Here is a 25,643-nt window from a genome sequence, read left to right on the forward strand (position 1 = left end):
TCACCTCGTCTATTAATACACTTGTTCTTTATAGAAAAATCCAAATGACAATTCCCGCTCAGGGTCCTGTAGCTCACGGACCTTACGTAGCCATTCTTCGTCGTATGCATAAGCATCTGCGTCTGCCTCATAAAGATCTATCGCTTTACGATAAGCACGAACAACCGCTTCATTGTAAGCAAGAGATTTCAAAATCCCCTCTACCTTGAAACTGTGCACACCTGCTTCCATCATCAGATGAAGATCTTCCAGAATGCAGATGTCCTCTGAACTCATAATATGCGTTCCATTGATGTCCTCATAAATCGGAAACTTCTCATCTCGTCGCTCGGCTTCAATCAAGAACAATCCGCGCTCCTTACCAAGATGCCCGTCCACTGGACGTCCTTGATGAGCCATGTAACTCTGAACCAGACTGCGCTTCGAGTGATAAATATTGGTCATGCCATGAACCTGCACCTGCGCCTCCACTTTTAAAAATGGAACCATCTCCGTGATTTCATCCATGTTCAACTCACGGGCAAGAACAACGCGGCTGGCCCCCTTGGTTCCCCAGTAGTTGGCCGTTGCATAGTTTGTAGACGTCATCTCTGCGTTCCAATGCAAATGAATATGCGGTGCATGTTCCTTGATCGCAGCCAGTACAGATGGATCATTGAACTCGACCGCGTGCACGCCAATTCGGCCTAACGCTTGCACATAGTCAGGCAATTCTTTTAATAATTCATTCGACATCAGGTTGTTCATAGAAACAATAACCCGAGCTTCGTGTTTGGTAGCCATAGCCACCACTTCTGCAGTTTCTTCCAGGCTAAAGTTACCTGGCAGACGCATGCCAAAGCGATCATCTCCGATTAATAAAGCGTCCGCTCCCGCTCGAAGCAATGCTTCTGCTTCTGTTACATTTGCTACTGTCACGAGCAGTTCATGTTTTGTACTCATCTAATCCCCTCCGCTTATTGCGCAGCCTTACTTTTGGCTATATTTTGCTGATGTTCCTTGTATGTCTTGGCAAACAGATGCCCTGAAGTTCCATCTTTTTTCGTTACATAGAACAGATATTCCGAAGCTTCTGGATTTAACGCTGCCTTAATGGACGCTAAACTTGGACTGGCAATGGGACCTGGTGGCAGACCTTTGTTCAAGTACGTATTGTACGGACTCTCTACCTTCAAGTCTTTGAAAAACAATCGTTCCTTCGGTTTGTCGAGCAGATATTGTACAGTTGCATCAATCTCCAGCTTCATATCTTTATTAATTCGATTGTAGATTACCCCTGCTACCAGTGCACGTTCCTGATCTACGACAACTTCCCGTTCCACCAGCGATGCAATCGTCAGCAGTTCATGCAACGAAAGTTTCTTTTCATCAAGTTTCGCTTGCAAATCTGGAATGGAATTCACTTTCGTCTGAAACTCTTCCAGCATTCGCTGCATCACATCATGAGTGTTGCTGCCTTTTTTCATTTCGTAGGTTTCAGGAAAAAGATAACCTTCCAATGCGTAGCGAAGTTCTTCATCCAGGGGGATACCCTTGATGATATCCACATCGAAGGCTGAAGATTCATTGGCCAGCTTAAGGAAGTCCTTTTTATCGACAATACCCTCAGCTGAAAGCTTGTCTGCCATCTGCAAGACGGTGTAGCCTTCTGGAATCGTAAACTTCACCATTTCTTCGGGTACAACCTCGCCGCTACTCAGTTTATGAATAATCTCATCGTATGTCACGCCTGGATTCATGGCATATTTCCCCGCCATAAAATTACTGCCTAGCTTCTTCCATTTTAAATAACCTTTGAACACGAGACTGTTTCGAATAAGTCCTTCCTGTTGCAGCTGATCCGCAATTGTGGATATACCCGAGCCGCTCTTGATTTCAAATACAACTGGCTCGGAAGAAGCCTGCACCGGACGCATCATGTTCCATACATACCCGCCAGCTCCTCCAGCCAGAACGAGCAGTACGAGTAGCAATATCCCTATGACCTTGCCTTTCAACAGAGACACAACTCCTTTACACAACCAAAAAGAGCGGACTTCTCCGCCCTTCCGGTTTTTTCGATTTGAAGCTGATTAATCCTCGTCAATCGGGAGTGTACACTCATCATATAGCTCCGAGATGCTCTCCCACTCATCGTCGTCATCAATCGTAACTAACTCCGGCATGATCTGGTCCTCACTGCCAGGTACAACCCTCAGCAGTTCAACCTCGTCATACGGACGCAATGAACTGCGGAGCACCGCGTACTGCTGCCCATGTACCTCAAATTCAGCGAGCAGTTCATACGGATGTGATTTACCGTTCTCTTCCTCGAGCTCCACATGAGCACCGAATGCCAGACGCAGCGAATCTGTCCATTTCAGGTCTTTGCGATTATATTCCGTCATTTAGTTCGCTTCCTCTTCATCTTCAGCAAGAAATGTATTAAAGGTCTCCTCGACGATATCCCACTCGGCATCATCTTGGATCACAAAAAGTTTGATATCATCGCCATCTTCTTCATAACGGAATGCATACACATCCGTCTCGCCATCTTCAGGTTCAACCGGAGCAACCATCATATACTTGGCCTCCGAACCGTCCACTTCGAATTTCATGATGACTTCGAATTCCTCTTCGTTACCCTCATCATCTGCAATGTAAATGATCTCAGCTTCTTCTTCCATACCCAGTTGATCTTCAGCCATTGTTGATCCCCCTCACCTTGTACTATTGGCATCCAAATAATTTTGCAAAATCAGGCTAGCGGCCATTTTGTCCACGACCTGTTTGCGTTTTTTGCGGCTGACATCCGCTTCGATCAGCGTACGTTCTGCTGCCATCGTTGTCAGCCGTTCATCCCAAAGGTGAACAGGTAAATTCAGTTCGCCCCGCAGGCGTTCAGCAAACGCAATGCATAGTTCACCACGTGGCCCTACGGTGCCGTTCATGTTTTTGGGAAGCCCAACCACAATTTCGCTGACCTCATGCTCTCGCACTAACTCAGCAATTCGTGTGAACTCACCTTCATCCCGGCGGCGTTCAAGCACTTCCAATCCCTGGGCAGTCCAACCGAAGGCGTCACTGACAGCAACTCCGATTCTGCGGTCCCCATAGTCCAAACCTAATTTTTTCATCATGCTCTCCCATCCTGGGCCCGTTCGGAACGATACTCAATCGCCTTTTAGACACCAGTCTGTCTTCTGTCGGTTCATTGCCCATTTGCCTGCACGGCTGCAGACAAACGGAAGTGGCGTATATTACCGGTGATTGGCCAGATAAGAACGAACAAGCTCTTCAATCAGCTCGTCGCGCTCCTTTTTCCGGACCAGACTGCGTGCGTTGTTGTGACGCGGAATATACGCGGGGTCGCCGGATATCAAATATCCGACGATCTGGTTAATGGGATTATACTCTTTATCGACCAGCGCGTCATATACCGTGAGAAGAATCTCTTGTGAAGATGCTTCATGTTCGTCACCTTTCACATTAAATTTAACCGTCTTATCCATGGAGTCCATTGATGGCACCTCGCTCCTGCATGAACATGGGGACCATGTCCTGCCGAATTGATTTCTGTTTATATAATAACATATTCTGACTGCCACAAGTACACAAAGGATAAGGCAATTGTGTTTTTTGCTTGTCCTTTACTGGCTGACGATGGAAATCGCCAATTTCAATGCTTCATCCAGCTTACTTGCGTCCTTGCCTCCCGCCTGAGCCATATCCGGTCGTCCGCCGCCGCCGCCGCCGCATACCGCAGCAACTTCCTTCACAATCTTACCGGCGTGCAGACCTTGTTTCACCTGTTCAGCAGGTACTGCGACTACAAAATTCACTTTACCGTCAGCTGGCGCGCCGAGTACGAGCACGGCATCCGGCAGTTTCACTTTCAGCTCATCCGCAACGGTACGCAGCGCATCCATATTCGGTGCATCTACACGAGCGGCCAGCAATTGGGTATTACCTGCTTGTACCACCTGATCCGTCAACTGGCCCGCTTCCATCGCACTGAGTTTGCTTTGCAGCGACTCAGTCTCTCGCGCGACTTCTTTCAGTTGCTGATTCAGACCTTCGATCCGCTTCGGCACATCCGATACATTCGCTTTAAGAAGGGCTGCGGACTGTTTGAGCAAGTCCAGCTGGCTTTCTACATACAGATATGCACCGCGCCCAGTAACAGCCTCAATCCGGCGTACGCCCGATCCGATTCCGCTTTCGCTGACAAGTTTGAAAATTCCAATCTCTGAAGTATTATTTACGTGACAGCCGCCACAAAGTTCCAAACTGTAATTTCCAATTTGAACGACGCGCACGATATCTCCATATTTTTCGCCGAAAAGAGCCATAGCTCCCATTTCCTTCGCTTCATCGATGCCTTTCAGCTCAATGTTTACGTTCAGACGATTCCATATCTGCTCGTTAACTTGACGTTCAATCTCTGTCAACTCTTCCGGCGTAATACTGCCGAAGTGAGAGAAGTCAAAACGCAGACGCTGCGGTTCCACCAAGGAACCAGCCTGATTAACATGCGTACCCAGCACATCTTTCAATGCTTTGTGCAGCAAGTGTGTTGCCGTATGGTTTTTAATGATATCGCCGCGTTTGGTTTCATCCACTTCTGCTTGAATGACATCGCCCACGCGAAGCTCACCAGACTTAATCGTCACCACATGCACATGCTGTCCTTGCGGAGCCTTGAACAATCCTTGAACAGTTGCTACAGCACCAGAACTGCGAAGCAAGCCTTGGTCACTGACTTGACCGCCGCTTTCTGCATAAAATGGAGTTTGATCCAGAATAACTTGAGCAGTCTGTCCTTCTCCTACAGAATCTGCAAGAGCCTCTCCTGTAACAATCGCTACCACTTTTGCTTCCGTCAACAGGTCAGTATATCCAACAAACTCGCTTTTAACCTCCAGGTCAGCCAGCGGTCCCCCTTGAATCTTCATACTTTCGTTCTCTTGACGCCCTGCACGCGCACGATCACGTTGCTCTTGCATGGATGCATCGAAGCCTTCACGATCTACAGTCAGACCATGTTCAGACGCATAATCCTCAGTCAAGTCAAACGGGAATCCATACGTATCGTATAGTTTGAAGGCCTCCGGTCCGCTAATCACTGTGCGTCCTTCGGATTTGGCTGTAGCGCTAATATCTGCCAGAATGGCAAGCCCGTCTGACAACGTTTCGTGGAAACGTTCTTCCTCGGTTTTGATCACTTTGGCAATAAATTCTTGCTTCTCTACCACTTCCGGATAGTACATGCCCATCACTTCACCAACAGTCGTTGTCAGCTCATACAGGAACGGACGATCCAGACCCAATACTTTACCGTAACGAACGGCACGGCGCAGCAAACGACGAATAACGTATCCACGGCCTTCATTGCTTGGAAGTACGCCATCACCTACAGCGAATGCCACCGTACGGATATGATCGGCAATGACTTTGAGCGCAACATCAATCTCAACGCTGTCGTTATATTTTACGCCTGCAAGTGCAGCCGTTTTCTGAATCATCGGTTGGAACAGGTCCGTGTCAAAGTTGGAATCTACATTTTGCAGAATGGAAGCAAAACGCTCCAGCCCCGCGCCTGTATCAATATTTTTGTTCGGAAGCGGTGTATAGCTGCCGTCTTTGTTATGGTTAAATTGCGAGAATACAAGGTTCCACACTTCCAGATAACGCTCGTTCTCCCCACCTGGATACATTTCAGGATCGTTCACATCGTTACCGTAAGCTTCCCCGCGGTCATAGAAGATTTCGGTACAAGGTCCACATGGGCCTTCGCCGATATCCCAGAAGTTTTCGTCTAGCTTAATGATACGTTCAGCTGGCAGACCAATTTTTTCATTCCACAGCTTGAAGGCTTCTTCATCTTCAGGATATACGGTAACGGACAGGCGATCCGGATCAAATCCGATCCACTCTTTGCTCGTTAGGAACTCCCAAGCCCAAGTAATCGTTTCTTCTTTGAAGTAATCACCGATGGAGAAGTTACCAAGCATTTCAAAGAACGTATGGTGACGACGCGTTTTGCCGACATTCTCAATATCGTTGGTACGGATACATTTTTGCGAGTTTGCGAGACGCGGGTTCTCCGGCTTCTCCCGTCCATCAAAATAAGGTTTCAGCGGTGCCATACCCGCATTAATCCACAGCAGGGAAGGGTCGTTGTGCGGCACGAGCGACGCACTCGGTTCAATTTTGTGACCTTTACTTGCAAAAAACTGGATCCATTTGGATCGGATTTCACTAGCTTTCATACTGATTGCCCCCATCAAATTATAAGTTCCGCAGCGAGATCGCCCCGGTTGGTTAACAGATTGTTTTGTACATTTTTTTGGTAACGCATCTGTAAAAATAAACACAAAAAACGCCCCTGAATGATCAGGGACGATGTTATCGCGGTACCACCCTGGTTATTGTTCATCTCCCCTTATTGAAAGGGTTCATCACCCATCATTGAAAGGATAAACGAACAATCGCCTCGTTCATGCGAGTAACGGTCGCGCCCGGCAGGGTTATCCTGCACTCCGAAATTAGCTTTCTGCCGCTTCAACTTTCAAGACTCTCCCAGCCAGCGAACCCAGAGCATGTCTGAATTCAAAGAAGTCTATTCTCTGAGGAAAGGAACCCTCGGCATACTTCATTTCATCATCGATTTTAATTTAGCAAACATACATCCTCATTATATCGATAGAGTGAGCGAGTGTCAACGCGCCTTCTGAGGCGATTCCAGATGGCTCCTGCCTCTCTTGCCCTGCTTGTTCACTCGGTTCTGCGTTTGATGTAATAGGCGAAAAAATGCTGCACAATCACCTTCAAAACAGCAAAGACCGGTACTGCCAAAATCAAACCGACTATACCCGCTAGCTCTCCACCAACCAGAAGCGCAAAAATAATGGAGAGTGGATGCAAGTGTAGCGTTCGTCCCACCACCTGCGGGGAAACTACATTGCTCTCCAGCACCTGGCAAAGTGTGTTCACCGCGATGACCAGCAATACCATTTTGAAAGAAACTGTTGAAGCCATCACCACCGCAGGTGCCGCCCCCAGAAAAGGACCCAGATAAGGCACAATGTTGAATACAGCCACGATACTTGCCAGAAGCAAAGCATAGGGCATATCGATCACAATATATCCGATATAGGCAAAAATCCCCACAATAACACAGACGATAAATTGTCCCCGGATATAATTGCCGAGTGCGGTGTCGATCTCTTTCATCACGGAAACAATGGCTTTACGGCGAGAACGAGGCAGATAAGCCACTACTGTGCGTTCGAACACATCAAAATCTTTTAACATATAAAAAATCAGAAACGGCACAATAAATACGTTAAACAGCACATTAATCGTTGCTCCGATATTATCCATTAGCACGGTAATCCCCTGCGTAAGTCGGTCTTCCATCTGGAAAAACCAACTGTTCATGCCTGTGCGTATGCTTGGCGGCATTAATTTGTGATCCATATTGTTCATCAGGTTTTGCGCCCGCATGGACAATTCCGGCATGTGTTCATTTAACTCTTCCAGCTGTTCAATCAAGACAGGAATAACATTCATTAAGATGACTCCGATACAAGTCAGAAAAAAAGCATAGATTAAAAGAACCGCAATGGAACGAGGGACTTTGCGTCCGCCAAGCATGCTCACTATCGGATTAAGCACATAAGATATAATGAGGGCAACGATGAACGGGGCTAGTACCGTTTTCAAGAATCCATAGATATGTAATAATAACGGCCGTAACAGCCAGATAAAATATAAAATGATCAATCCGAGCAAGAGCCAGATCGCGTAACGAAACATTTTATTTTTGGTTAGTTGCTCCATTTCGATTCTCCCCTTTGGACTGGCCTCTACAGTTCAGTATATGGACTGGCTCTGAAAGTCAGTATATGTAGGAGAGGGAACTTTTATTAACTCCGTGCAAATGTGGCAATGAAAAGAGGTAGGAGAATTAAAATATGTTCTGTATTCGGCATTGCATAAAAAAACGCCCTCCTCTAAAAAAAGAGGAAAGCGAATTTTATGAATCATTGACTCATATAATCAACCATATGCTTCCTGACCACTATGTAACTACATCTATATCCATCTGTCGCCAGATTGCGACATCATTAAATGACATGCATTGTCATGAAACCGCATATAGAGGAAGTTAAACCGCGTATTAAGAAGAAGCGTGAATATGTGGGAATTCTTGTGGCAACTCTTCTCCGAAGAACAAATCATCCAGAGAGCTCAGCGTACCGTCCTCTTCCACTTGATACACAGACATTTTCTCACCGTTTACCGTTAACTCAATAAAGCATCCCCAGCAATAAAACTGATGGGAGCCAATTTTCCCGATATCTTTCGAACTACAATTTGGACATTTCATATTCATTCACCTATCCATTAACAGAATGAATGGCATTTTCCAAGCGCTGTTCACTCAGTGGCGGTACCATAATGGCACTTTCTCCGATAGACATATCACTTGTACATGGCAGCCATTTACGGCCCTCGATCAGATCGGACACAAAACCGTCCGTAATTTCAATCCCTATTATTGTATTTCCCAACTCCTGGTCAAAATAAACATCAGAGACACGTCCGAGCAGCAAACCTTCTTCGGTGAGCACGGACATCTCCTTCAATTTAGAACGACCAAGGAGGTACGTGTATTTTATGTCGTCGGCCCCCGTCTTGCGGACAGCCTGTTGATTACGGATCATGACGGCATCTTCGCCATAGGCAACGATATCTTTCCATTGCACCATTTTGACATGATTGGTAAACAGGCCCTTATTCTCAAGTTCAATGCCTTCAATCTCCCAATCATCATTCACAATGAAATCCTGGATTTTACCGACCTGCTTCCCGTCCTCAACATCAAAAACAGCAAGCCCGATCATTTCCTGAAGCTTCATCGCTGGGTCCCCCTCATCTTCTTCACATTGTATAGGCGCGGCGCTATTGCTAGGTATGCCCAAAGTTGATGAGTGGCAATCAGACGCCGATCATCAAACCGCTTCTATTCAACCGATGAAAATGGAACTTCTCCCCTCCTTCTGTTCCATATGTAAAGAACCCCTTAAGGTTTATTACGTAGCCGTTGAAGAATGGTTCCAATTTTTTCGGCGGTTGTGATGATTTCTTTTGTAGTATTACCCAAACCCCAGCTGAATCGAATCGCAGACTTCAAAACTGCTTCTGGCAAGTTCATCGCTTTGAGTACGTGGGATACTTCCAAGGAACCAGAAGTACAAGCTGAACCACTTGCTACGGCGATACCCTCCATATCCAGGTTCATCAGCATCGTTTCAGTAGACACCTCGGGAAAGCTGATATTGAGAATATTGGGAAGCGTATAATCATGATGTCCGTTGACATGAAAATGTTCTGTCCCTACATGAATGGCAAGCTGATCAAGCAATATTTTTTTTAATTCCAGTGCATGCTGCAGGTGCTCCTCTGCATTCTCGGTAATGATCTTTAGCGCCTCTGCAAAACCCGCAATCCCCGCAATGTTCTCTGTACCTGCACGACGTTGTCGTTCCTGTAATCCACCATGTGATCTGGCTTCCAATGTTACACCGCGTCTAACATACAGCGCACCTACACCCTGCGGTCCGTTAATCTTGTGCGCAGAGAAGCTAATCAGATCTACAGGCAAGTCACTACAGGAAATGGGTTGGCTACCCAATGCTTGAACCGCATCGGTATGAAATAAAATATCATGCCGACGCGCAAGTTCACCAACCTCACGAATCGGCTGCATCGTGCCTATTTCGTTGTTGGCATACATCATTGTAATCAGCACGGTGTCAGGCCTGATGGCTTCACGCAGTTCTTCCAGCTTAATGCGTCCAGACTCGTCCACAGGCAGATAGGTTACATCGTATCCCTGCCGTTCAAGTTCTTGGCATGAATGCAATACAGCATGATGTTCAATCTCCGTCGTAATCACATGTTTGCCTTGATCTGCTCTGGCAGCAACAGCACCAAAAATCGCCAGATTGTCGCTCTCCGTCCCGCCACCTGTAAATACAAGCTCGTCCGGTTTACATCCCAAAGATGCCGCGATCCTGTCTCTTGCTCCACTGACCGTGCGTTTGGCTTCACGTCCAAAGGCATGAATGCTGGATGGATTACCATATTGCCCTGTCATCACGTTCATCATCGCTTCTGCGACGCGCGGATGCATAGGCGTCGATGCGGCGTGATCTAAATATATACGATTCATCGTTGTCACCCCGTTAGTTGTTGGAATTTATGATGTCATTGCACTTCTTGGTCTGGCTCTCTAATGCTTTTATCTCTGTTGGCACGGCTAAAGCCCCCATTTATTTGGGGGCTTTAGTGTGTTGTCTAGATGATCAACCTAAATGTAGAACATGTACGAATCTTTCTTCTCCTGATCCTCGAACGTAATCAGATCTTTCAACGTTGTTGAATCCAATACATTGGCAATGCTATCACGGATGCGCAGCCACAAATCACGTTTGGCCGGGTCATCTTCTTCCGTAAAGTCCACTGGCGAGATCGGTCCTTCCAGTACACGAATAACATCCCCTGCGGTCATGGTTGCAGGATCACCTGCTAGAATATAACCGCCATATGCACCGCGGATACTCTTAACAAGACCAGCATTACGCAACGGTGCAATCAGTTGCTCCAGATAATGTTCAGAGAGCTGGTTGCGCTCAGCAATACTCTTCAAGGATGTTGGACCTTCGCCGGTTCTTGCGGCCAGCTCCATCATGATTGTGAGGCCGTAACGGCCTTTTGTCGATATTTTCAAAGGAGTCACCTCTTTCAATTTTCAAAAAAATACATCTAATCCTCCGTATTCCGATCATAACCTTCAAGTAATGTTAACATATCTGCATACGTTATGGAAAAGAAAGATTGACGATATTGCAAAATGTGCGCCTGGAGTGGACACTATCCAAAATTGGCCGGGTGTATCGTAAGTTCGTTCGGGTTATGCTAGAATAGTAACGAAACACATTTATATATAGAAATGGTGATAACGATGTCCAAAGCTAATGAAAATACACGGGTCGTCGTTGGCATGTCCGGAGGTGTGGATTCATCGGTTACCGCATTGCTTCTGAAAGAGCAAGGTTACGATGTCATCGGCATTTTCATGAAAAATTGGGATGATACGGACGAGTTCGGCCATTGCACCGCTGAAGAAGATTCAGAGGATGTGCGCCGGGTATGCGAACAGATCGGCATTCCGTACTACACTGTCAACTTCGAGAAAGAATACTTTGATAAAGTATTTACCTATTTCCTTGATGAATATAAGTCGGGTCGTACGCCGAATCCGGATGTCATGTGTAATCGTGAGATCAAATTCGGTGAGTTCCTGAACAAAGCGCTGGATCTCGGCGCAGATTATGTAGCGACAGGCCACTATGCGCGTCTCATTGAAGAGGACGGCACGTTCAAATTGTTGCGCGGTGTGGACAACAACAAAGATCAGACTTACTTCCTGAATGCTCTTAATCAAAAGCAACTCTCCAAAGCCATGTTCCCGATTGGTCACCTGCCTAAACCGGAAGTGCGCAAAATTGCTGAAGCTGCCGGTCTGTACACGGCTAAGAAAAAAGACAGCACAGGCGTATGCTTTATCGGCGAGCGCAACTTTAAGGAGTTCCTGAGCAACTATTTGCCAGCCAAAGGCGGAGACATGGTTGATATCGTAACGGGTGAAGTCAAAGGCCGTCACGACGGTCTGATGTACTACACCCTGGGTCAACGCCAAGGACTTGGCATTGGCGGTTCCGGCAACGGTGAGCCTTGGTTTGTCGCGGATAAAAATCTGGAGAAGAATCAATTGCTCGTGGTGCAAGGCGATACTCATGCCAGCTTATACTCTACAGGTCTGACAGCTACAGGTGTAAACTGGATTGCAGGCGCAGAGCACACACCGAATGTGCCTTTCCGCTGCACAGCTAAGTTCCGTTATCGTCAACCGGATCAAGGCGTTACGTTGACCTGGAAAGAAGACGGTAGCGTGGATGTACAGTTTGATCAACAGCAAAAAGCGATCACGCCAGGACAAGCCGTTGTTTTCTACGACGGAGAGGTTTGCCTGGGCGGTGGTACGATTGATCAGGTACAGAAGGTCCCTGTACCCGCGATGCAATGACAGGACTTACCTTCACTTGAGAGCGGTGAAGCCAATTCCATGTATTCCTACAAAAAAAGCCGTCTTTCATGTAATACCATGAAGGACGGCTTTTTTCCTGCTTTTTTTTGCAAAAAATTTAAAATAATTTAGTTATGCAGTAAGCCAGACTCCTGCCAGACAACCTAACACACCCACCACGACTGAACTCGCCACGTAAAGAATTGCTCGAGCTTGTTGTTGCTGTCCCATCAATGTTAATGTTTCATACCCAAAGGTAGAGAACGTGGTGTACGCTCCGCAGAAGCCAGTTCCCCATACTACCCACATTGCGTCTGGCAAACTTCCTGCTTGATGCCCGCCGTACAACATTCCCAAAATAATAGAACCGCTGATATTAATTACCCACGTTCCCCAGGGAAAGGCGATTCCCACTCTACCTGAGACAACCTTTCCTAGACTATAACGGAGTAGTGCGCCAAACACACCTGCTAGTCCAATCCAGATCATCATTAGGCATCACCCTCTCTGGAGGGGACACTTAGCATTCGCTTGCCCAGCTTGATACCAAGAGCGCAGAGCAGTAGCCCTACCAACACACTCAAAAGGAGATAAGCCGCTGCTTTCAACCACTCTCCGCCCTCCGATAAACGAACGATATCCAGTGTAAACGTGGAAAAAGTGGTGAAGGCTCCCGTAAAACCTGTGCCGATGGCAAGGCGGAGCTGAGGAGTTATTTTTCCCGGAATAGTTATAGTTAAAAACCAACCCAAAAACAGGCTGCCGATCGCATTGATCAACAGCACTGCCCATGGAAAACCTGTATTGGCCGAGGGAAGCATCAGTTGAATCGTGTACCTGGTTAATGTGCCCAGAAATCCGCCGGCTCCGATATATGCTAGCTCTCTCATCAATACAGCTCCCTGCGTCGCTGTTGATTCAACCTGATCTTCGACTCATTCCCCTGCTCTGTTGCCTCATAAAATACCCTTCGAGAAAGCTGTTTGGGCAGATACTCCTGTTTCACATAATGTCCCGGATAGTTATGAGGATACTGATATCCTTCATGTCCCAGCTTCGCGGCACCCGAGTAATGGGTATCCCTCAAATGCAGCGGCACTTCAGCCGACTTCACCTCATCAATGGCGCTCATCGCTTTGGATATGGCGGTATATACCGCGTTGGATTTCGGACTTTCCACCGCAAACAAAATAGCTTGCGCAATATTCAGCTTCGCCTCCGGCCAGCCGTTATTTCGGTACGCATCAAGCGCTCCTATTGCTTGAGTCATTGCCTGTGGATTCGCCAGTCCAATATCCTCACTACTTGCCGCAATCAGGCGCCGGATGAACGTCATGGGGTCCATGCCCAACTTCTCCACCGCATACAGAAACCAGAACAGTGCCGCATCACTCGAACCACGAATGCTTTTGTGAAAAGCGGACAATACGTCATACTGCGTGGACTCGTCTGCCTTGACAATGGGACGGCGGATCGACTCTTCCGCAACAGCCAGCGTAATATGAACCGTTCCATCCTGCTCAGGCGGTGTAGTGAGCGCGGCAAGCTCCAACGCATTCAGGGCACGGCGAATATCGCCATTCGCCATCGTAGCAATGTGCGCCAGCGCTTCATCATCGGCTTTCAGTTCCATAAAACCAAGACCTTTATCTGCATCGCTTAACGCTCTGCGCATCGCAATCAGGGAATGTTCCTTATTTAAAGATTCCAGTTGAAAAAGGGTGGAACGACTCATTAAGGCCCCGTTTACATAATGAAACGGATTCTCTGTTGTAGCCCCGATAAAAATAATGGTGCCCTTCTCCACTGCTGGCAGCAACGCATCTTGACGCGAACTGTTAAAACGATGTACCTCGTCGAGGAAGAGAATGGTCTTGGTTCCATACAGTTGCTTATTCGTCTGGGCCTGCTCAATGACTTCGCGCACATCCTTGACTGAGGCATCCACCGCGTTCAGCCGCACGAATTGCCCTTGGGTATGCTGCGAGATAATGTGGGCAAGCGTTGTCTTGCCACATCCCGGTGGCCCGTACAACAGGATAGATGAAATCTGATCAGCTTCAATGGCTCGGCGCAGCAGCTTTCCTGGCCCAATAATATGTTCCTGCCCTATATACTCATCCAGATGCTCAGGCCGCATGCGGTCTGCCAATAGTCTGGCTTGTGGTTGTGTATCCTGTTGAAACGAAAATAAATCCATGTGGTTATCACTTCCTTAACGGATTGCCAATCTGATACTCAGTTATAACGTGAATCAAAATGTTGAAATGAATCTCCAATCGCTATCATATCATTCCTGCGGAAGCATAGCCATAAATGCCCCAAGCGCACTGCTGACAAACGCATCCTTACGAATAATAAATCTTGTCATCATACGGTTCATGCCAACCGGAAGAGCATATTTACGCAGCAAACCACTTTTGATCTGCTGGCGAATGACGATTTCAGGTAATAGAGAGATGCCCATTCCAGAGGCTACGCCACTGATAATCGCCTCGAGCGTCCCAAATTCCATAATAACAGGCCTGTGAACACCACTCAGAAGCATCCAGTCCTCCAAAATTTTACGGTAAGAGCACCCCATACTGTAAACCAATATCGGCTTTCGGATTAGTTCCTCCTCTGACAGACTTGGAGACGATATCACAAAAAGTTCTTCATCAAATACATCCACGGATTTAATATCAGGATGATCGCAAGAACAACCAATAAATGCGCCTTCCAATTCATACCCGATAACCTGGTCAATAAGCATTTGTGAATGACCTGTAGCCAGCGCTAGTGAAACTTCCGGGTACTGGCTGTAATATGTTGCAAGAAGACGTGGCAACCTTACCGCCGCGGCTGTTTGTATGGAGCCAATTTGCAATGGGCCAGACGGTGTATTGGTAGCCTGAAGCGCTTTGGATGCATCGTTCAACAGACCAATAATTTTATCTGCGTAAGTTAGTAGCGTTTGTCCCCCTGGAGATAACGTCATTCCCCGATTGTGACGGATAAATAATGTTGTGCCTACCTCCGCTTCCAAGTGCCTGATGCGTGCCGTAACGTTGGATTGAACGTACCCCAGCTTGGCTGCAGCTCTGGTCAGATTTCCTTCCTGTGCAACACATTGAAATATTCGAAGATCCCCGCTCTCCATCATGCCTCCGCTCTGACATCATTCAAAATGATATCCAGTTCATTTGTAATCATTATACTCTCTTGCCAGAGCGTACTACAATGATGACATATTCATCTGTTGTTCGAAATTCAATGGTTGAAAACAAAAGAAGGAGTGTTCGAGATGACATACTGGACCAATAGAGTGGTTTTAATTACAGGCGGAGGAACAGGTATAGGCCGCGCGGTCAGTACCTTGCTGGCTGAACGCGGTGCACGGGTCGTATTGAACTATTCTCGATCACAGCAAGCCGCAGAAGAAACCGTTCAGCATATCCTAAATCAAGGCGGGCAAGCATTTTCCATTCAGGGGAATATTGCAAATGATAAAGAGGTTCGCCAAATGGTCGCAAAAGTAACCGAAATCCATGGCCCCATCACCGACCTTGTAAATAATGCGGGCATGACCCATCATATCCCCCTCAGCGATCTGGAAGCTGTCACAGATGATATCTGGAACGAACTGATGGATGTAAATGTGAAAGGTATGTTTCATTGTGCTCGTGCCGTAACCCAAGGAATGAAGCAGGCCGGTGGAGGTGCCATTGTAAATATGGGCAGTATTGCCGGCAGCACCGGTTCGGGTTCATCTCTTCCATACGCCGTATCCAAAGCAGCAGTACATGGTCTGACTTTATCTCTAGCCCATGCACTCTCCCCGCTCATACGTGTAAATGCCATCATTCCTGGAGCTGTCTCCACACGTTGGTGGGCTGGCAATGAGGAACGAATGCACCAACTCGGTGGACAATTGTTACTACAGCAAATCGCTCAGCCAGAGGACATCGCCCACATGGTCTGCGCTGCTCTTGAACAGCGATCCATGACAGGACAACTTATTACTGTCGATGGAGGACAGACATTATGAGCGCAACAATTCATAATCCGGCTAGAGCGAAACGCGTACCAGCTTCCTTAAAAACAGTCAAATACGTCGTATTGATTATCGTGACAACGCTCATTATGGGAACTTCTTTTCCTGTAGGTAAAATAGGACTCAGTTACGCACCACCTTTTCTATTGATGGGCTTGCGGTACATCCTTGCTGGGGGTTTGATGGCCCTGGCCCTGCGTAAGCAACCCTTACCGAGGGGATGGCGAGCCTGGGGTAAAATCATGCTCATCGGCTTGTTTCAATCCGCCGGGGTGATGGGCTGCGCCTATTACAGCATGAACTGGATTTCATCCGGTGAATCGGCCATTATTACATTTACGAATCCATTGATCGTCATTGTTCTTAGTGCGCTACTATATAACCTGAGATATCGATTAAGCCAGTGGATTGGCGTAATTGTTGGGTTTGTCGGCATTTTGTTTACCTTTGGATGGCATATGAGCTTCACCCCGGGGACCTGGATCGGTTTTGGCGGAGCAATTTCATTTGCCGTATCCACACTCCTGATTAAGCGCTGGGGTGTCGATTATGACACTTTCGTGCTTACCGCTTATCAGATGCTTGCTGGAGGTGTAGCATTGCTTCTGCTAAGTGTATGGACGGAGCAGCCTCATTTTACAATAACTCCAGTCTCCCTCCTATCGTTGTTATATCTAACGCTGATTTGTTCCATCATGCAGTTTTCCCTCTGGTTTTATCTGTTACAGAACAGTGATCCCGCCCAGACCAGCAGCTACCTGTTTCTCGCACCGTTCTTCGGCGTTCTTTCAAGCTGGATTTTGTTGAATGAAGAGGTTCAATGGTTTGTCGGGGCTGGAGGAGTACTAATCGGGGTGGGCATCTATCTGGTGAACCGCCGTTCAGCTAAGAAAAAACAAGACGTATCTCCCTCTGTAACCTCAGGATAAGAATACTGCCTTCATCTTCCTAGGCAAAAAAGGCATGACGCAGAACAACCTGCGTCATGCCTCTATATCTATAGAGCTTAGTACTGTGTGATCCATTTATCTATGAAACGGTCTCATCAGGCCAGCCTTGAATCGTAACCTGTTCACCTTCAGGATTATGCGTTGCCGCGGCATACGCCGGCATGTTGCCGTCGTGGAATAACCACAATTCATGCAGAGCCCGTGTACAGCCGACATAGAGCAACTTCGCATCACCCGCGCCAGGATAATAGTGCTCCTGATCAACATCAGCCACGATAGCTGCATCGAATTCAAGCCCTTTGGACAGATACACAGGCAAAATCGAATGTCCACCGCTGTACTGCTTTTTACCACCGTCGATCAGGTTCAAATCCCAGCCCGTCGCCTGAAGCTCACGATGGAGTTCTTCGGCTTCATGCAATGTTCGCGTCAGGATGGACACCGTACGATAATCTTTCGCGGTAAGTATCTTCAGTGCCCGCTCTAAACTCCCCGTCCGTCCTTCACTTCCGTATGCAAGCGTACGCACCGGATCACCGCTCCGGAACACGGGAATCGCCGTAATCCCACTCTTTACACCCTCCTCCAGGATGGTGTTGGCATAATCAATAATTTCCATCGTTGAACGATAGCTTCGGGTCAAGGCAAAATATGCATTTTGTTCTTCCGGGAACAACGAACTCATCTCTTCCCACGTATGAACACCACGGTACTCATGAATACCTTGGGACAAGTCTCCCAAAATAGTGAAGGAATGTCCTTTCACAAACTGATCCAGCAGCGCAACATGAAATGGCGAGAAGTCCTGGGCTTCGTCAATGACAACGTGGTCAAAACGCTCCGCTCCTTCAATGTCATGCACTAGCGTATGGATATAAACCAGTGCCGGCAGGTCCTCTTCCCGAATGACATCTTTCTTCAAATCTGCACCAGTTTGTTTCATGATTGCTTTGGGTATCAAGTTGCTTAGTTCAGCAGGTACAGCCCTGCCTTTCACTGCCTTGAACAGCTGTTTGTACAACGTCAGCGGATTGTATTCAGGCCACTTTTTGGCATAGGATTTCTCCCGCGTTGCTGCCTTTTTCTTACGTTCTTTACGCACGGTTTCTGGCATGGGCTTTTTCAATTCCATCTCGATCCAGCGGTGAACCCGTGCCATGACCCGCTCTTTGCGTTTGGCCAGCGGATAATGTTTGTACTCCGTTCCAAACCAGTTATCGATCTCCTGTTTACTGAGCACCGCACCGTCCCATGGACTGAAATCACCATCCGGCACAGATGCTTCTTCCATCCCAGACAACCACTCCCGGATCAGTTCCATGAAACGAATCGAGCCTTTGTAACGTCCAGGGACATCATCGTTCAGTTCAGGCCGAGTAGCAGGGGTTTCGAACCACGTCTGCAACGTCTCTGACGCATCTGCAAGTGGCATTTCCAGCCCTAGCAGATTCATCGCCCAATCGGGAAAGGTTTGCTGCTGAATGTCTCCTACACCGAGCTCTGGCAACACATCCGAGATATAATCGAGGAACATATGGTTGGGTGCAAAAATAACCATTTTTTCCGCCGACACCTGCTCCTTGTACTGATACAGCAAAAAAGCAAGGCGATGCAGGGCCACTGTGGTTTTCCCTGATCCGGCGACCCCCTGAATGATCAAGGCGGTGTTTCTCGCCGCCCGAATGATCTGATCCTGTTCGGCCTGGATCGTGGATACGATGTCCCGTAGTTTATTGTCCTTATTTTCACCAAGGCGGTACACGAGGAACTCATCGGATACGGCAGGCTGGTCACTGTCCCGGTTATACGTATCTGCCACACGTTCCAGTATGCGCTGACGGATCACCACATTTCGTTTCAGGTACACCAGACCTTCAATCAGTCCTTCAGGGGCTTCATACGTTGCGGAGGCTTCTCCTCCGGTAAAAGAGTAAAACAGGCTCGCGACAGGAGCGCGCCAATCGATGACAAGCGGATGCTCACCGATCTCTTCGCGGTCTACGCCGATTTTGCCAATATACAGCGGTTTCCGTTCACCACTGCCCTGCTCTTCGAAATCCAAGCGTCCGAAATAGGGTTGTTGCGCGCTCTTGGACAAGGCATTCCGGCGTTCTTCACGTCCGGCTTCCAGCACTTGCTCCGTGAAATCGTGACCGGTATACACCGGAAAGTTCCGCAGCCGTGTGAGCTGACGATCCACTTCATCCATCGTTCGCGCTAACCTGTACTCTTCTTCTTGATAGGCACTTTGAAAGCTGTCTGACATGTTTCAGTTACCTCCTAAGAATAGTTGTTTGCTCTGCATCGCTGTAGATCGCGCAATACAAAAGGATACCCAATATATCACAAAGGGCAACTGAAAGCCATATCCATTTTCCATATGAACAAATCAAACCATGAAGTCCTTGCCAAAAAAAGAAGGACTCTGTTGAATCATACCTTCACAGGTATCGCAGAAATCCTTCATTCCTCATCTCTTTATTTGTCGAGTGCTACTCTTTGTTTTGTATTTCTCCATTGCTGCTTGTACTACCTTCTCCATCCTGTGCCACAAATTGCTTTTGTGCAAGCTCCCGATATACGGGATGTGTGTTGATTAATTCTGCGTGAGTTCCCGTTCCAGTCACATGACCATGTTCTAATACTACAATCTGATCTGAATCCACGACAGTGGACAATCGATGTGCAATGACAATAGTAGTTCTGCCCTCCATCAGATTGGATAACGCCTGCTGAACTTCGTACTCGGATGTACTGTCCAGACTGGAGGTGGCTTCATCCAGCATCAGAATATCCGGGCTACGCAGCAACGCACGGGCAATAGCGATCCGCTGACGCTGGCCCCCGGATAACTTCATTCCGCGTTCGCCCACTTCGGTGTCAAAACCTTGTGGCAGTTTGTCGATAAAGTCAGCCGAATAAGCCATCTCCGCGGCTCTTCTGATCTCAGGCATCGTTACTTCACGATTGAGACCATACGTGATATTATCCTTAATCGTACCTGCCATCAGCGGACTTTCTTGTGATACATACCCAATTTTGCTACGCCAGGAAGCGAGTGAATACGTTGTGATCTCTTCTCCCCCATACGAAATGTGACCCGAATCAGGCAAGTAAAATTGCTCCAGCAAGGAGAACAGCGTAGACTTACCACTTCCGCTCGGACCCACAATGGCTGTTACTTTGCGAGTAGGCACCGTTAGATTAATGCCATGCAACACTTCTTCGCCTCTAACATAAGAGAAATGTACATCGTGAAACGCAATCGTTTCATTGCCCTGGGGAGCCAGCTTTGTGTTATGATCCGGTTCTTCCTCATCCGCAAGAATCGCCTGGATGCGTTCGGTAGCACCTACGACTTTTTGCAAACGTGAATACAGCGTTGTGAACTGCCCCATAGGCATTATAACTTGGAAAAGTAGCAGAATGAACGCAACCAGTTCCCCCGGCGACAATATCCCCGAAGCAACCCGCATCCCTCCGACACCAAGAATAACGACGAGCACAGCCGTCATAACAAAAGTAAACAAAGGCCCGATCAACGCCAGAATGCGTGCTTCCTGTAATCCAAAAGCGAACATTTTACGAATGCGGGAATCTCCCGCCTCCGATTCCTGCTTCTCGGTTCCGTACGCTTTGACCAAACGGATTTCACTAATCACCTGACTGAGCACCGACGTCAGTCCAGCCATCTCATCCTGCTGTTTTTTGGAGATTTTGTACATTTTTCTGCCGACTGGCAACAAGATCAGCATAGTCAGCGGTACCAAGCTCAGAATGATGAGTGACATTACCCAGTCCAGATAAAAGAGCAGTGCCACCCCACCGATTACCGCAACGATGTTAGAAACAAATGATACGAGATAATCCGCAATTAATGTCATAATCTGACTGGTGTCATTGGTGATGCGGCTCATTGTATCCCCCGTACGATTGCGGTCGAAGTATGGCATACGGAGGGACAGTACCTTGTTCCACAGCTTGGTGCGGAGCGTCGCCACGACACGTTGCCCGGCATAATTCAACATATAGATGCTAATTCCTGAAGCAATGGCTTGGATCACAAACGCCCCGAGTAGCAGAAAAATCACCGATTTATTTAGAGCAGATGTGGTCAGTCCATCAATGAGACCTTTGGTCATCAAAGGAACGATAAGTCCCGCCGTCGTTTGAATCAATGTCAAGATGAGAGCCACGGTCAGGATCAATTTTGGTGGATTTGTGGAAGCGATCAGCCTAACAAAATCCTTGAATCCTTTTGTTCCGACTTTCGGTTTATTCGACTCCGAGTGTTGCTGTTGCTGTTCTTGCATTCCCTGTTCTTCCATCCATCTTCCTCCCGTTCTCTATCTCATCACTTTTTGTTTTACAAGATACCATGCAATACAAAGTTCGCCAGGAACAGAATCGAAATGCCATACATAACGACAGGCACTTCTTTTCCTTTTCCAGCGGCCAGTTTGGCCAGCGGGTACGCGATAAAGCCAAAGGCCATTCCATCCACAATGCTATATGTAAAAGGAATCATGACCATGATCAGAAACGCCGGAAATGCTTCGGTAAAATCGCTGAAATCCATATCTCTGACACCCTGTACCATCAAACCACCGATGATGATCAAAATAGGGGCAATCGCACTGTCGGGAATATACCCGAGCAGCGGAATGAAGAAAAAGGTCGCGCCGAACAGCACAGCTGTTACCAGCGGAGTCAAACCCGTACGGCCACCTGCCGCGATGCCCGCTGTAGTCTCCGCTGCCGCTACCGGCGGACTGCTACCCAAGATACCAGCCAGCACCGTGCTGACCGACAGTGCACGCAGACTGCCTTTGAAACGTTCCGGACGACCAATCATATTCGTTTGCGCGGTGATGAGCCCGATATTTTCAAACACAACAATCAACAGCAGCAGAAAAACAGCAATCCAGAATGCAATATCCGCCAATTTTATTAGAGATAATTCACCAAAAAGACCCCCATATTGCCGCAGTGCTTCCAGTGCAGATACCGCTTCACCGGGATTTACCGCTCCGAGCACATAAGCCAGTCCTGTCCCAATTAAAATGCTGATGAGCAAACCGCCTTGCACATTTCGGATAAATAAAATAACGGCGAGCACAAGTGTTACACATGCCGTAATGACATTGGGATCATTGAAGTGCCCGATGGCAACAAAGGTTGTCTGATGGGCAATCACAATGCTGCTCTTTTGCAATCCGATAAAGGTTAGAAACAATCCGATTCCAACCGTGATGCCATGCTGCAGATTTTTCGGGATCGCTTCGCTGATCATTTTATATAACGACGTAAAGGCAACAACAGCAAACAAAGCACCAGTAACAGCCACTACAGCCAGTGCTTCCTGCCAAGTCAGTTTCATCGAGTGCACAAGCGTGTATGTGAAAAATGCGTTAATTCCCATGCCGGGCACTACAACAATCGGTGATTTACCCCCAAAAGCCATCAGTAAACATCCTGCAATGGATGTGAGCAATGTACCTACCATGGCCGCCTGCAACGGCATCCCCGCATCGGAAAGAATCTTGGCATTCACCATCACAATATAAACGACCGCAAAATAGGATATGGCGCCAGCCACAATTTCCTTCTTCCACTGATCTTCTGGTTCCATGCCCAGTTGTCTGGACAACCACCCGTGTTTCATTTGTTCTGTTCCCCTCTCTGACCGCAAACCATTATATATGTATCATCATTTCGCGCAGCAAAACATATCATACACCGTTTTCAAAGTGAAGTACATGACGTAATCCTGACATATCGGCACCAAAAAACGCAGGTGCTCATGGCACCTGCGCTTCATTTGTGTATCTGTATAAGATTTAGCTTAATTTATCTGTTGTTTCGGCTTATGCCTCTGACTTCTCTGCTTTCTCAAGCAAGTCTTTCACGGCAACACTGACCATAATCAGTCCAGCTACCGGTGGAACAAAAGCGTTACTTGCCGGCGGCTGTTTCGCTTTGCGAATCTCCGGCGCATTCTCTGGAACGATCTTTTGCGTCACGTCTGCACGTGGCTTCAATGGCTCCTCGGTAGAGAATACTACCTTCACTCCCTTTTTGATGCCGTCTTTGCGCAACTTGGTGCGCACCACACGGGCAATCGGGTCCATGGACGTTTTCGAGATATCCGCAACCTGGAATTTCGTCGGGTCCATTTTGTTCGCAGCGCCCATGCTGGAGATAATCGGAATTTTGCGTTTCAGACACTCTTTAATAAGATGTATTTTGTAGATAATCGTATCGGAAGCATCCAGCACGTAATCCAGATCGTACTTGAACAATTCCTCATACGTTTCTTCCGTATAAAACATGTTCAGCGCAATGGCGTCACATTCCGGATTGATCAATTTCACACGTTCTACCATCAAGTCGGCCTTTTTCTGACCTACCGTGGTGGTAAGTGCATGAATTTGCCGGTTGATGTTCGTGATATCCACTACATCTTTGTCGATCAGAATGATCCGGCCAACGCCACTGCGGGCAAGTGCTTCTACAGCAATCCCGCCCACACCGCCGATGCCAAGTACGGCTACTGTGCTACTTCTGAGCGTATTCAGACCTTCAGGTCCGATCGCAAGCTCTGTTCTTGAAAATTGATGGAGCATTGAAAATCGATGCCTCCTTTATTTCTTTTCCGCGACTGGTTTACGAGCTACACGGATATGAAGCTGTTCCAGCTGTGATCCATCCACTTCGGAAGGTGCATTCATCAACAGATCGGTTGCACTTGCCGTTTTCGGGAAAGCAATGGTTTCGCGCAGATTTGTGCGTCCTGCCAGCAGCATCACGAGACGGTCCAGACCAAAGGCGATACCGCCATGTGGTGGTGTACCGTATTCGAATGCTTCGAGCAAATAACCGAATTTATCGTTAGCTACTTCCGGTGTAAGTCCAAGCGCAGCAAACATTTTTTCCTGTACATCACGTTTGTAAATACGCATTGAACCGCCACCGACTTCATAACCGTTAAGAACAAGGTCATAAGCTTGGGCACGGATTGCACCCGGATCTGTGTCAAACAGATGTACATCTTCGTCTTTTGGACGTGTGAACGGATGGTGTTCCGCCACATAACGTTTCGCTTCTTCATCATAGCCGAGCAGCGGGAAGTCCACAACCCAAGCAAACTTGAATTTGCTATCATCGATCAGACCGAGTTGACGTCCGATTTTCAGACGCAGGGCACCGAGAACATCAGCAACCACTTTTTTAGTGTCAGCGGAGAAGAGCAGCAAGTCGCCTTCTTCAGCGCCTGTACGCTCTTTAACCGCTTCAATCTCTTCCGGCGTAAAGAACTTCACGATTGGCCCTTTGAACTCGCCGTCTTTTACTTGGATCCAAGCGAGGCCTTTAGCACCGTAACGAGCAGCGAATGGTCCGAGATCGTCGATCTCTTTGCGGCTCCAAGTACCACAGCCCTTAGCGTTCAGTACTTTCACTTCTCCGCCTTTTTCGATGACGGAAGCAAATACTTTAACACCGCTGCCTGCTACGATATCGTTCATTTCCACCAGTTCCATGCCAAAACGCAGATCCGGTTTGTCAGAGCCGTATTTGCCCATTGCATCAGCATACGTAATCCGTTGGAATGGCAATTCCAGTTCAATACCTTTTGTTTCACGCAGCAATTTCGCCATCAACTGTTCCATCATTGGCAACAAGTCATCTTGTTGCAAGAAGGACGTCTCGATGTCGACTTGAGTGAATTCCGGTTGACGGTCTGCACGCAAGTCCTCGTCACGGAAACAACGAGCGATTTGGTAGTAACGCTCAAGTCCACCAACCATCAACAATTGTTTGTAGATTTGTGGGGATTGTGGCAAGGCGAAGAATTCTCCTTCATGCACACGGCTTGGTACGAGATAGTCACGCGCACCTTCCGGTGAGCTCTTGGTCAGGATTGGTGTTTCCACCTCAACGAACTCTTCTCCGTCCAAGTAATCACGGAACACTTTAGACGCTTTGGAACGCAGTTTTAATGTTTCAAACATTTCTGGACGACGCAGGTCCAGGTAACGATATTTCAAACGCAGGGATTCGTCTACCTCAACGCCATCTTCGATGAAGAATGGAGGTGTTTTGGCTGCATTCAACACTTCAATCTCCGTAATTTGAACTTCGATCTCGCCTGTTGGCAAGTTTTTGTTTACGGTCTCTGCATCACGTTTAACCACTTTACCTGTTACCGCAATGACATACTCACTGCGTACACGATCTGCAATTTGCAATGCCTCACCGGAATATGCCGGGTTAAACACGACTTGTACAATTCCGCTGCGGTCACGCAGATCGATAAAAAGTACGCCCCCCAGGTCACGGCGGGTCTGTACCCAGCCGTTCAATGTTACCGTTTCACCGATATGTGCGTCTGTTAATGCGCCGCAATGATGACTTCTTTTCATAACCAAACTCCTCTTATGTGAAATTTCCGTTCTGTGCAGACAAGCATGTAGCTTGCCTTCCACATTCCGGTTACGTGAAGATATATATTCGAAAG

At 47.6% G+C, this 25,643-nt stretch carries 24 protein-coding genes; 3 read left to right on the forward strand and 21 right to left on the reverse strand.

Annotation, left to right across the window (positions count from 1 at the left end):
* Nucleotides 1-12 precede the first annotated feature (12 nt).
* The 12 genes from M3629_RS12360 to cymR all read right to left on the reverse strand — a co-directional run bounded on the left by M3629_RS12360 (nt 13) and on the right by cymR (nt 10,780).
* The gene (locus tag M3629_RS12360; protein WP_251506494.1) at nt 13-942 is read right to left on the reverse strand and encodes a peptidase U32 family protein; all 930 of its coding nucleotides are present in this window, start codon (nt 940-942) and stop codon (nt 13-15) included.
* 14 nt (nt 943-956) lie between these two features.
* Nucleotides 957-1,997, reverse strand: a complete 1,041-nt coding sequence (gene mltG, locus M3629_RS12365; protein ID WP_285888663.1) for an endolytic transglycosylase MltG — start codon at nt 1,995-1,997, stop codon at nt 957-959.
* Nucleotides 1,998-2,072: 75 nt separating this feature from the next.
* A complete protein-coding gene (locus M3629_RS12370) occupies nt 2,073-2,387 on the reverse strand; it encodes a DUF1292 domain-containing protein (RefSeq protein WP_090915530.1) in 315 nt (104 codons plus the stop codon).
* Nucleotides 2,388-2,687, reverse strand: a complete 300-nt coding sequence (locus M3629_RS12375) for a DUF1292 domain-containing protein (protein WP_090915532.1) — start codon at nt 2,685-2,687, stop codon at nt 2,388-2,390. It abuts the gene before it with no gap.
* A 12-nt stretch (nt 2,688-2,699) separates the two neighbouring features.
* Nucleotides 2,700-3,116: a Holliday junction resolvase RuvX gene (gene ruvX, locus M3629_RS12380; protein ID WP_251506618.1), complete on the reverse strand. Its 417-nt coding sequence runs from the start codon at nt 3,114-3,116 to the stop codon at nt 2,700-2,702.
* A 123-nt stretch (nt 3,117-3,239) separates the two neighbouring features.
* Nucleotides 3,240-3,500: an IreB family regulatory phosphoprotein gene (locus M3629_RS12385; RefSeq protein ID WP_251506498.1), complete on the reverse strand. Its 261-nt coding sequence runs from the start codon at nt 3,498-3,500 to the stop codon at nt 3,240-3,242.
* Nucleotides 3,501-3,629: 129 nt separating this feature from the next.
* Nucleotides 3,630-6,251, reverse strand: coding sequence for an alanine--tRNA ligase (alaS, locus tag M3629_RS12390; protein ID WP_251506503.1), 2,622 nt, complete (start codon nt 6,249-6,251; stop codon nt 3,630-3,632).
* 505 nt (nt 6,252-6,756) lie between these two features.
* Nucleotides 6,757-7,824 (reverse strand): AI-2E family transporter, encoded by a 1,068-nt coding sequence (locus M3629_RS12395; RefSeq protein WP_090915541.1) that lies wholly within the window; start codon nt 7,822-7,824, stop codon nt 6,757-6,759.
* Nucleotides 7,825-8,164: 340 nt separating this feature from the next.
* The gene (locus M3629_RS12400; RefSeq protein WP_251506507.1) at nt 8,165-8,374 is read right to left on the reverse strand and encodes a hypothetical protein; all 210 of its coding nucleotides are present in this window, start codon (nt 8,372-8,374) and stop codon (nt 8,165-8,167) included.
* Between the two features lie 10 nt (nt 8,375-8,384).
* On the reverse strand, nt 8,385-8,906 hold the full coding sequence (locus M3629_RS12405) for a PRC-barrel domain-containing protein (RefSeq protein WP_251506510.1): 522 nt from the start codon (nt 8,904-8,906) through the stop codon (nt 8,385-8,387).
* Nucleotides 8,907-9,070: 164 nt separating this feature from the next.
* Nucleotides 9,071-10,222 (reverse strand): cysteine desulfurase family protein, encoded by a 1,152-nt coding sequence (locus tag M3629_RS12410; protein ID WP_251506513.1) that lies wholly within the window; start codon nt 10,220-10,222, stop codon nt 9,071-9,073.
* Nucleotides 10,223-10,360: 138 nt separating this feature from the next.
* The gene (gene cymR, locus M3629_RS12415) at nt 10,361-10,780 is read right to left on the reverse strand and encodes a cysteine metabolism transcriptional regulator CymR (RefSeq protein ID WP_123066318.1); all 420 of its coding nucleotides are present in this window, start codon (nt 10,778-10,780) and stop codon (nt 10,361-10,363) included.
* A 234-nt stretch (nt 10,781-11,014) separates the two neighbouring features.
* Here cymR and mnmA point away from each other — a divergent pair, with 234 nt between their 5' ends.
* Nucleotides 11,015-12,139, forward strand: coding sequence for a tRNA 2-thiouridine(34) synthase MnmA (gene mnmA, locus M3629_RS12420; RefSeq protein ID WP_251506516.1), 1,125 nt, complete (start codon nt 11,015-11,017; stop codon nt 12,137-12,139).
* 132 nt (nt 12,140-12,271) lie between these two features.
* On the opposite strand, the gene crcB (M3629_RS12425) is transcribed toward mnmA, so the two are convergent.
* From crcB (M3629_RS12425) to M3629_RS12440, 4 genes are all read right to left on the reverse strand, one after another.
* Nucleotides 12,272-12,631: a fluoride efflux transporter CrcB gene (gene crcB / locus M3629_RS12425; protein ID WP_251506519.1), complete on the reverse strand. Its 360-nt coding sequence runs from the start codon at nt 12,629-12,631 to the stop codon at nt 12,272-12,274.
* Nucleotides 12,631-13,029: a fluoride efflux transporter CrcB gene (gene crcB / locus M3629_RS12430; protein ID WP_251506521.1), complete on the reverse strand. Its 399-nt coding sequence runs from the start codon at nt 13,027-13,029 to the stop codon at nt 12,631-12,633. Before crcB (M3629_RS12430) ends, crcB (M3629_RS12425) begins: the two co-directional genes overlap by 1 nt.
* Nucleotides 13,029-14,339, reverse strand: coding sequence for a replication-associated recombination protein A (locus tag M3629_RS12435; protein WP_251506525.1), 1,311 nt, complete (start codon nt 14,337-14,339; stop codon nt 13,029-13,031). Before M3629_RS12435 ends, crcB (M3629_RS12430) begins: the two co-directional genes overlap by 1 nt.
* A 90-nt stretch (nt 14,340-14,429) precedes the next feature.
* Nucleotides 14,430-15,281 carry a LysR family transcriptional regulator gene (locus M3629_RS12440; protein ID WP_251506621.1) on the reverse strand — a complete coding sequence of 284 codons (852 nt, stop codon included), beginning with the start codon at nt 15,279-15,281 and terminating at the stop codon, nt 14,430-14,432.
* Between the two features lie 144 nt (nt 15,282-15,425).
* Here M3629_RS12440 and M3629_RS12445 point away from each other — a divergent pair, with 144 nt between their 5' ends.
* A complete protein-coding gene (locus M3629_RS12445; RefSeq protein ID WP_251506526.1) occupies nt 15,426-16,169 on the forward strand; it encodes an SDR family NAD(P)-dependent oxidoreductase in 744 nt (247 codons plus the stop codon).
* Nucleotides 16,166-17,104 (forward strand): DMT family transporter, encoded by a 939-nt coding sequence (locus tag M3629_RS12450; RefSeq protein WP_251506528.1) that lies wholly within the window; start codon nt 16,166-16,168, stop codon nt 17,102-17,104. Before M3629_RS12445 ends, M3629_RS12450 begins: the two co-directional genes overlap by 4 nt.
* 100 nt (nt 17,105-17,204) lie before the next feature.
* Here M3629_RS12450 and M3629_RS12455 read toward each other — a convergent pair whose 3' ends face one another.
* The 5 genes from M3629_RS12455 to aspS form a co-directional block, all read right to left on the reverse strand.
* Nucleotides 17,205-19,391, reverse strand: a complete 2,187-nt coding sequence (locus M3629_RS12455) for a HelD family protein (protein WP_251506530.1) — start codon at nt 19,389-19,391, stop codon at nt 17,205-17,207.
* 226 nt (nt 19,392-19,617) lie between these two features.
* Nucleotides 19,618-21,453, reverse strand: a complete 1,836-nt coding sequence (locus M3629_RS12460; RefSeq protein ID WP_251506532.1) for an ABC transporter ATP-binding protein — start codon at nt 21,451-21,453, stop codon at nt 19,618-19,620.
* Between the two features lie 38 nt (nt 21,454-21,491).
* Nucleotides 21,492-22,790: an NCS2 family permease gene (locus tag M3629_RS12465; protein WP_251506534.1), complete on the reverse strand. Its 1,299-nt coding sequence runs from the start codon at nt 22,788-22,790 to the stop codon at nt 21,492-21,494.
* 202 nt (nt 22,791-22,992) lie between these two features.
* Nucleotides 22,993-23,751, reverse strand: a complete 759-nt coding sequence (locus tag M3629_RS12470; protein ID WP_251506537.1) for a tRNA threonylcarbamoyladenosine dehydratase — start codon at nt 23,749-23,751, stop codon at nt 22,993-22,995.
* Nucleotides 23,752-23,769: 18 nt separating this feature from the next.
* The gene (gene aspS / locus M3629_RS12475) at nt 23,770-25,548 is read right to left on the reverse strand and encodes an aspartate--tRNA ligase (protein ID WP_145332676.1); all 1,779 of its coding nucleotides are present in this window, start codon (nt 25,546-25,548) and stop codon (nt 23,770-23,772) included.
* Nucleotides 25,549-25,643 lie beyond the last annotated feature (95 nt).

The organism is Paenibacillus polysaccharolyticus, from assembly GCF_023714295.1.
In the GTDB taxonomy this organism is placed as follows: domain Bacteria; phylum Bacillota; class Bacilli; order Paenibacillales; family Paenibacillaceae; genus Paenibacillus; species Paenibacillus polysaccharolyticus_A.

What these genes read in the sequence shown, in the direction of transcription:
- ruvX (WP_251506618.1), bottom strand. Translation starts at nt 3,116, where the DNA reads ATGAAAAAATTAGGTTTGGACTATGGGGACCGCAGAATCGGAGTTGCT.
- M3629_RS12435 (WP_251506525.1), bottom strand. Translation starts at nt 14,339, where the DNA reads ATGGATTTATTTTCGTTTCAACAGGATACACAACCACAAGCCAGACTA.
- M3629_RS12405 (WP_251506510.1), bottom strand. Translation starts at nt 8,906, where the DNA reads ATGAAGCTTCAGGAAATGATCGGGCTTGCTGTTTTTGATGTTGAGGAC.
- M3629_RS12460 (WP_251506532.1), bottom strand. Translation starts at nt 21,453, where the DNA reads ATGGAAGAACAGGGAATGCAAGAACAGCAACAGCAACACTCGGAGTCG.
- M3629_RS12410 (WP_251506513.1), bottom strand. Translation starts at nt 10,222, where the DNA reads ATGAATCGTATATATTTAGATCACGCCGCATCGACGCCTATGCATCCG.
- alaS (WP_251506503.1), bottom strand. Translation starts at nt 6,251, where the DNA reads ATGAAAGCTAGTGAAATCCGATCCAAATGGATCCAGTTTTTTGCAAGT.
- M3629_RS12400 (WP_251506507.1), bottom strand. Translation starts at nt 8,374, where the DNA reads ATGAAATGTCCAAATTGTAGTTCGAAAGATATCGGGAAAATTGGCTCC.
- M3629_RS12465 (WP_251506534.1), bottom strand. Translation starts at nt 22,790, where the DNA reads ATGAAACACGGGTGGTTGTCCAGACAACTGGGCATGGAACCAGAAGAT.
- M3629_RS12450 (WP_251506528.1), top strand. Translation starts at nt 16,166, where the DNA reads ATGAGCGCAACAATTCATAATCCGGCTAGAGCGAAACGCGTACCAGCT.
- M3629_RS12375 (WP_090915532.1), bottom strand. Translation starts at nt 2,687, where the DNA reads ATGGCTGAAGATCAACTGGGTATGGAAGAAGAAGCTGAGATCATTTAC.
- M3629_RS12440 (WP_251506621.1), bottom strand. Translation starts at nt 15,281, where the DNA reads ATGGAGAGCGGGGATCTTCGAATATTTCAATGTGTTGCACAGGAAGGA.
- M3629_RS12395 (WP_090915541.1), bottom strand. Translation starts at nt 7,824, where the DNA reads ATGGAGCAACTAACCAAAAATAAAATGTTTCGTTACGCGATCTGGCTC.
- mnmA (WP_251506516.1), top strand. Translation starts at nt 11,015, where the DNA reads ATGTCCAAAGCTAATGAAAATACACGGGTCGTCGTTGGCATGTCCGGA.
- M3629_RS12370 (WP_090915530.1), bottom strand. Translation starts at nt 2,387, where the DNA reads ATGACGGAATATAATCGCAAAGACCTGAAATGGACAGATTCGCTGCGT.
- M3629_RS12455 (WP_251506530.1), bottom strand. Translation starts at nt 19,391, where the DNA reads ATGTCAGACAGCTTTCAAAGTGCCTATCAAGAAGAAGAGTACAGGTTA.
- M3629_RS12470 (WP_251506537.1), bottom strand. Translation starts at nt 23,751, where the DNA reads ATGCTCCATCAATTTTCAAGAACAGAGCTTGCGATCGGACCTGAAGGT.
- crcB (WP_251506521.1), bottom strand. Translation starts at nt 13,029, where the DNA reads ATGAGAGAGCTAGCATATATCGGAGCCGGCGGATTTCTGGGCACATTA.
- crcB (WP_251506519.1), bottom strand. Translation starts at nt 12,631, where the DNA reads ATGATGATCTGGATTGGACTAGCAGGTGTGTTTGGCGCACTACTCCGT.
- M3629_RS12445 (WP_251506526.1), top strand. Translation starts at nt 15,426, where the DNA reads ATGACATACTGGACCAATAGAGTGGTTTTAATTACAGGCGGAGGAACA.
- aspS (WP_145332676.1), bottom strand. Translation starts at nt 25,548, where the DNA reads ATGAAAAGAAGTCATCATTGCGGCGCATTAACAGACGCACATATCGGT.
- M3629_RS12360 (WP_251506494.1), bottom strand. Translation starts at nt 942, where the DNA reads ATGAGTACAAAACATGAACTGCTCGTGACAGTAGCAAATGTAACAGAA.
- M3629_RS12385 (WP_251506498.1), bottom strand. Translation starts at nt 3,500, where the DNA reads ATGGACTCCATGGATAAGACGGTTAAATTTAATGTGAAAGGTGACGAA.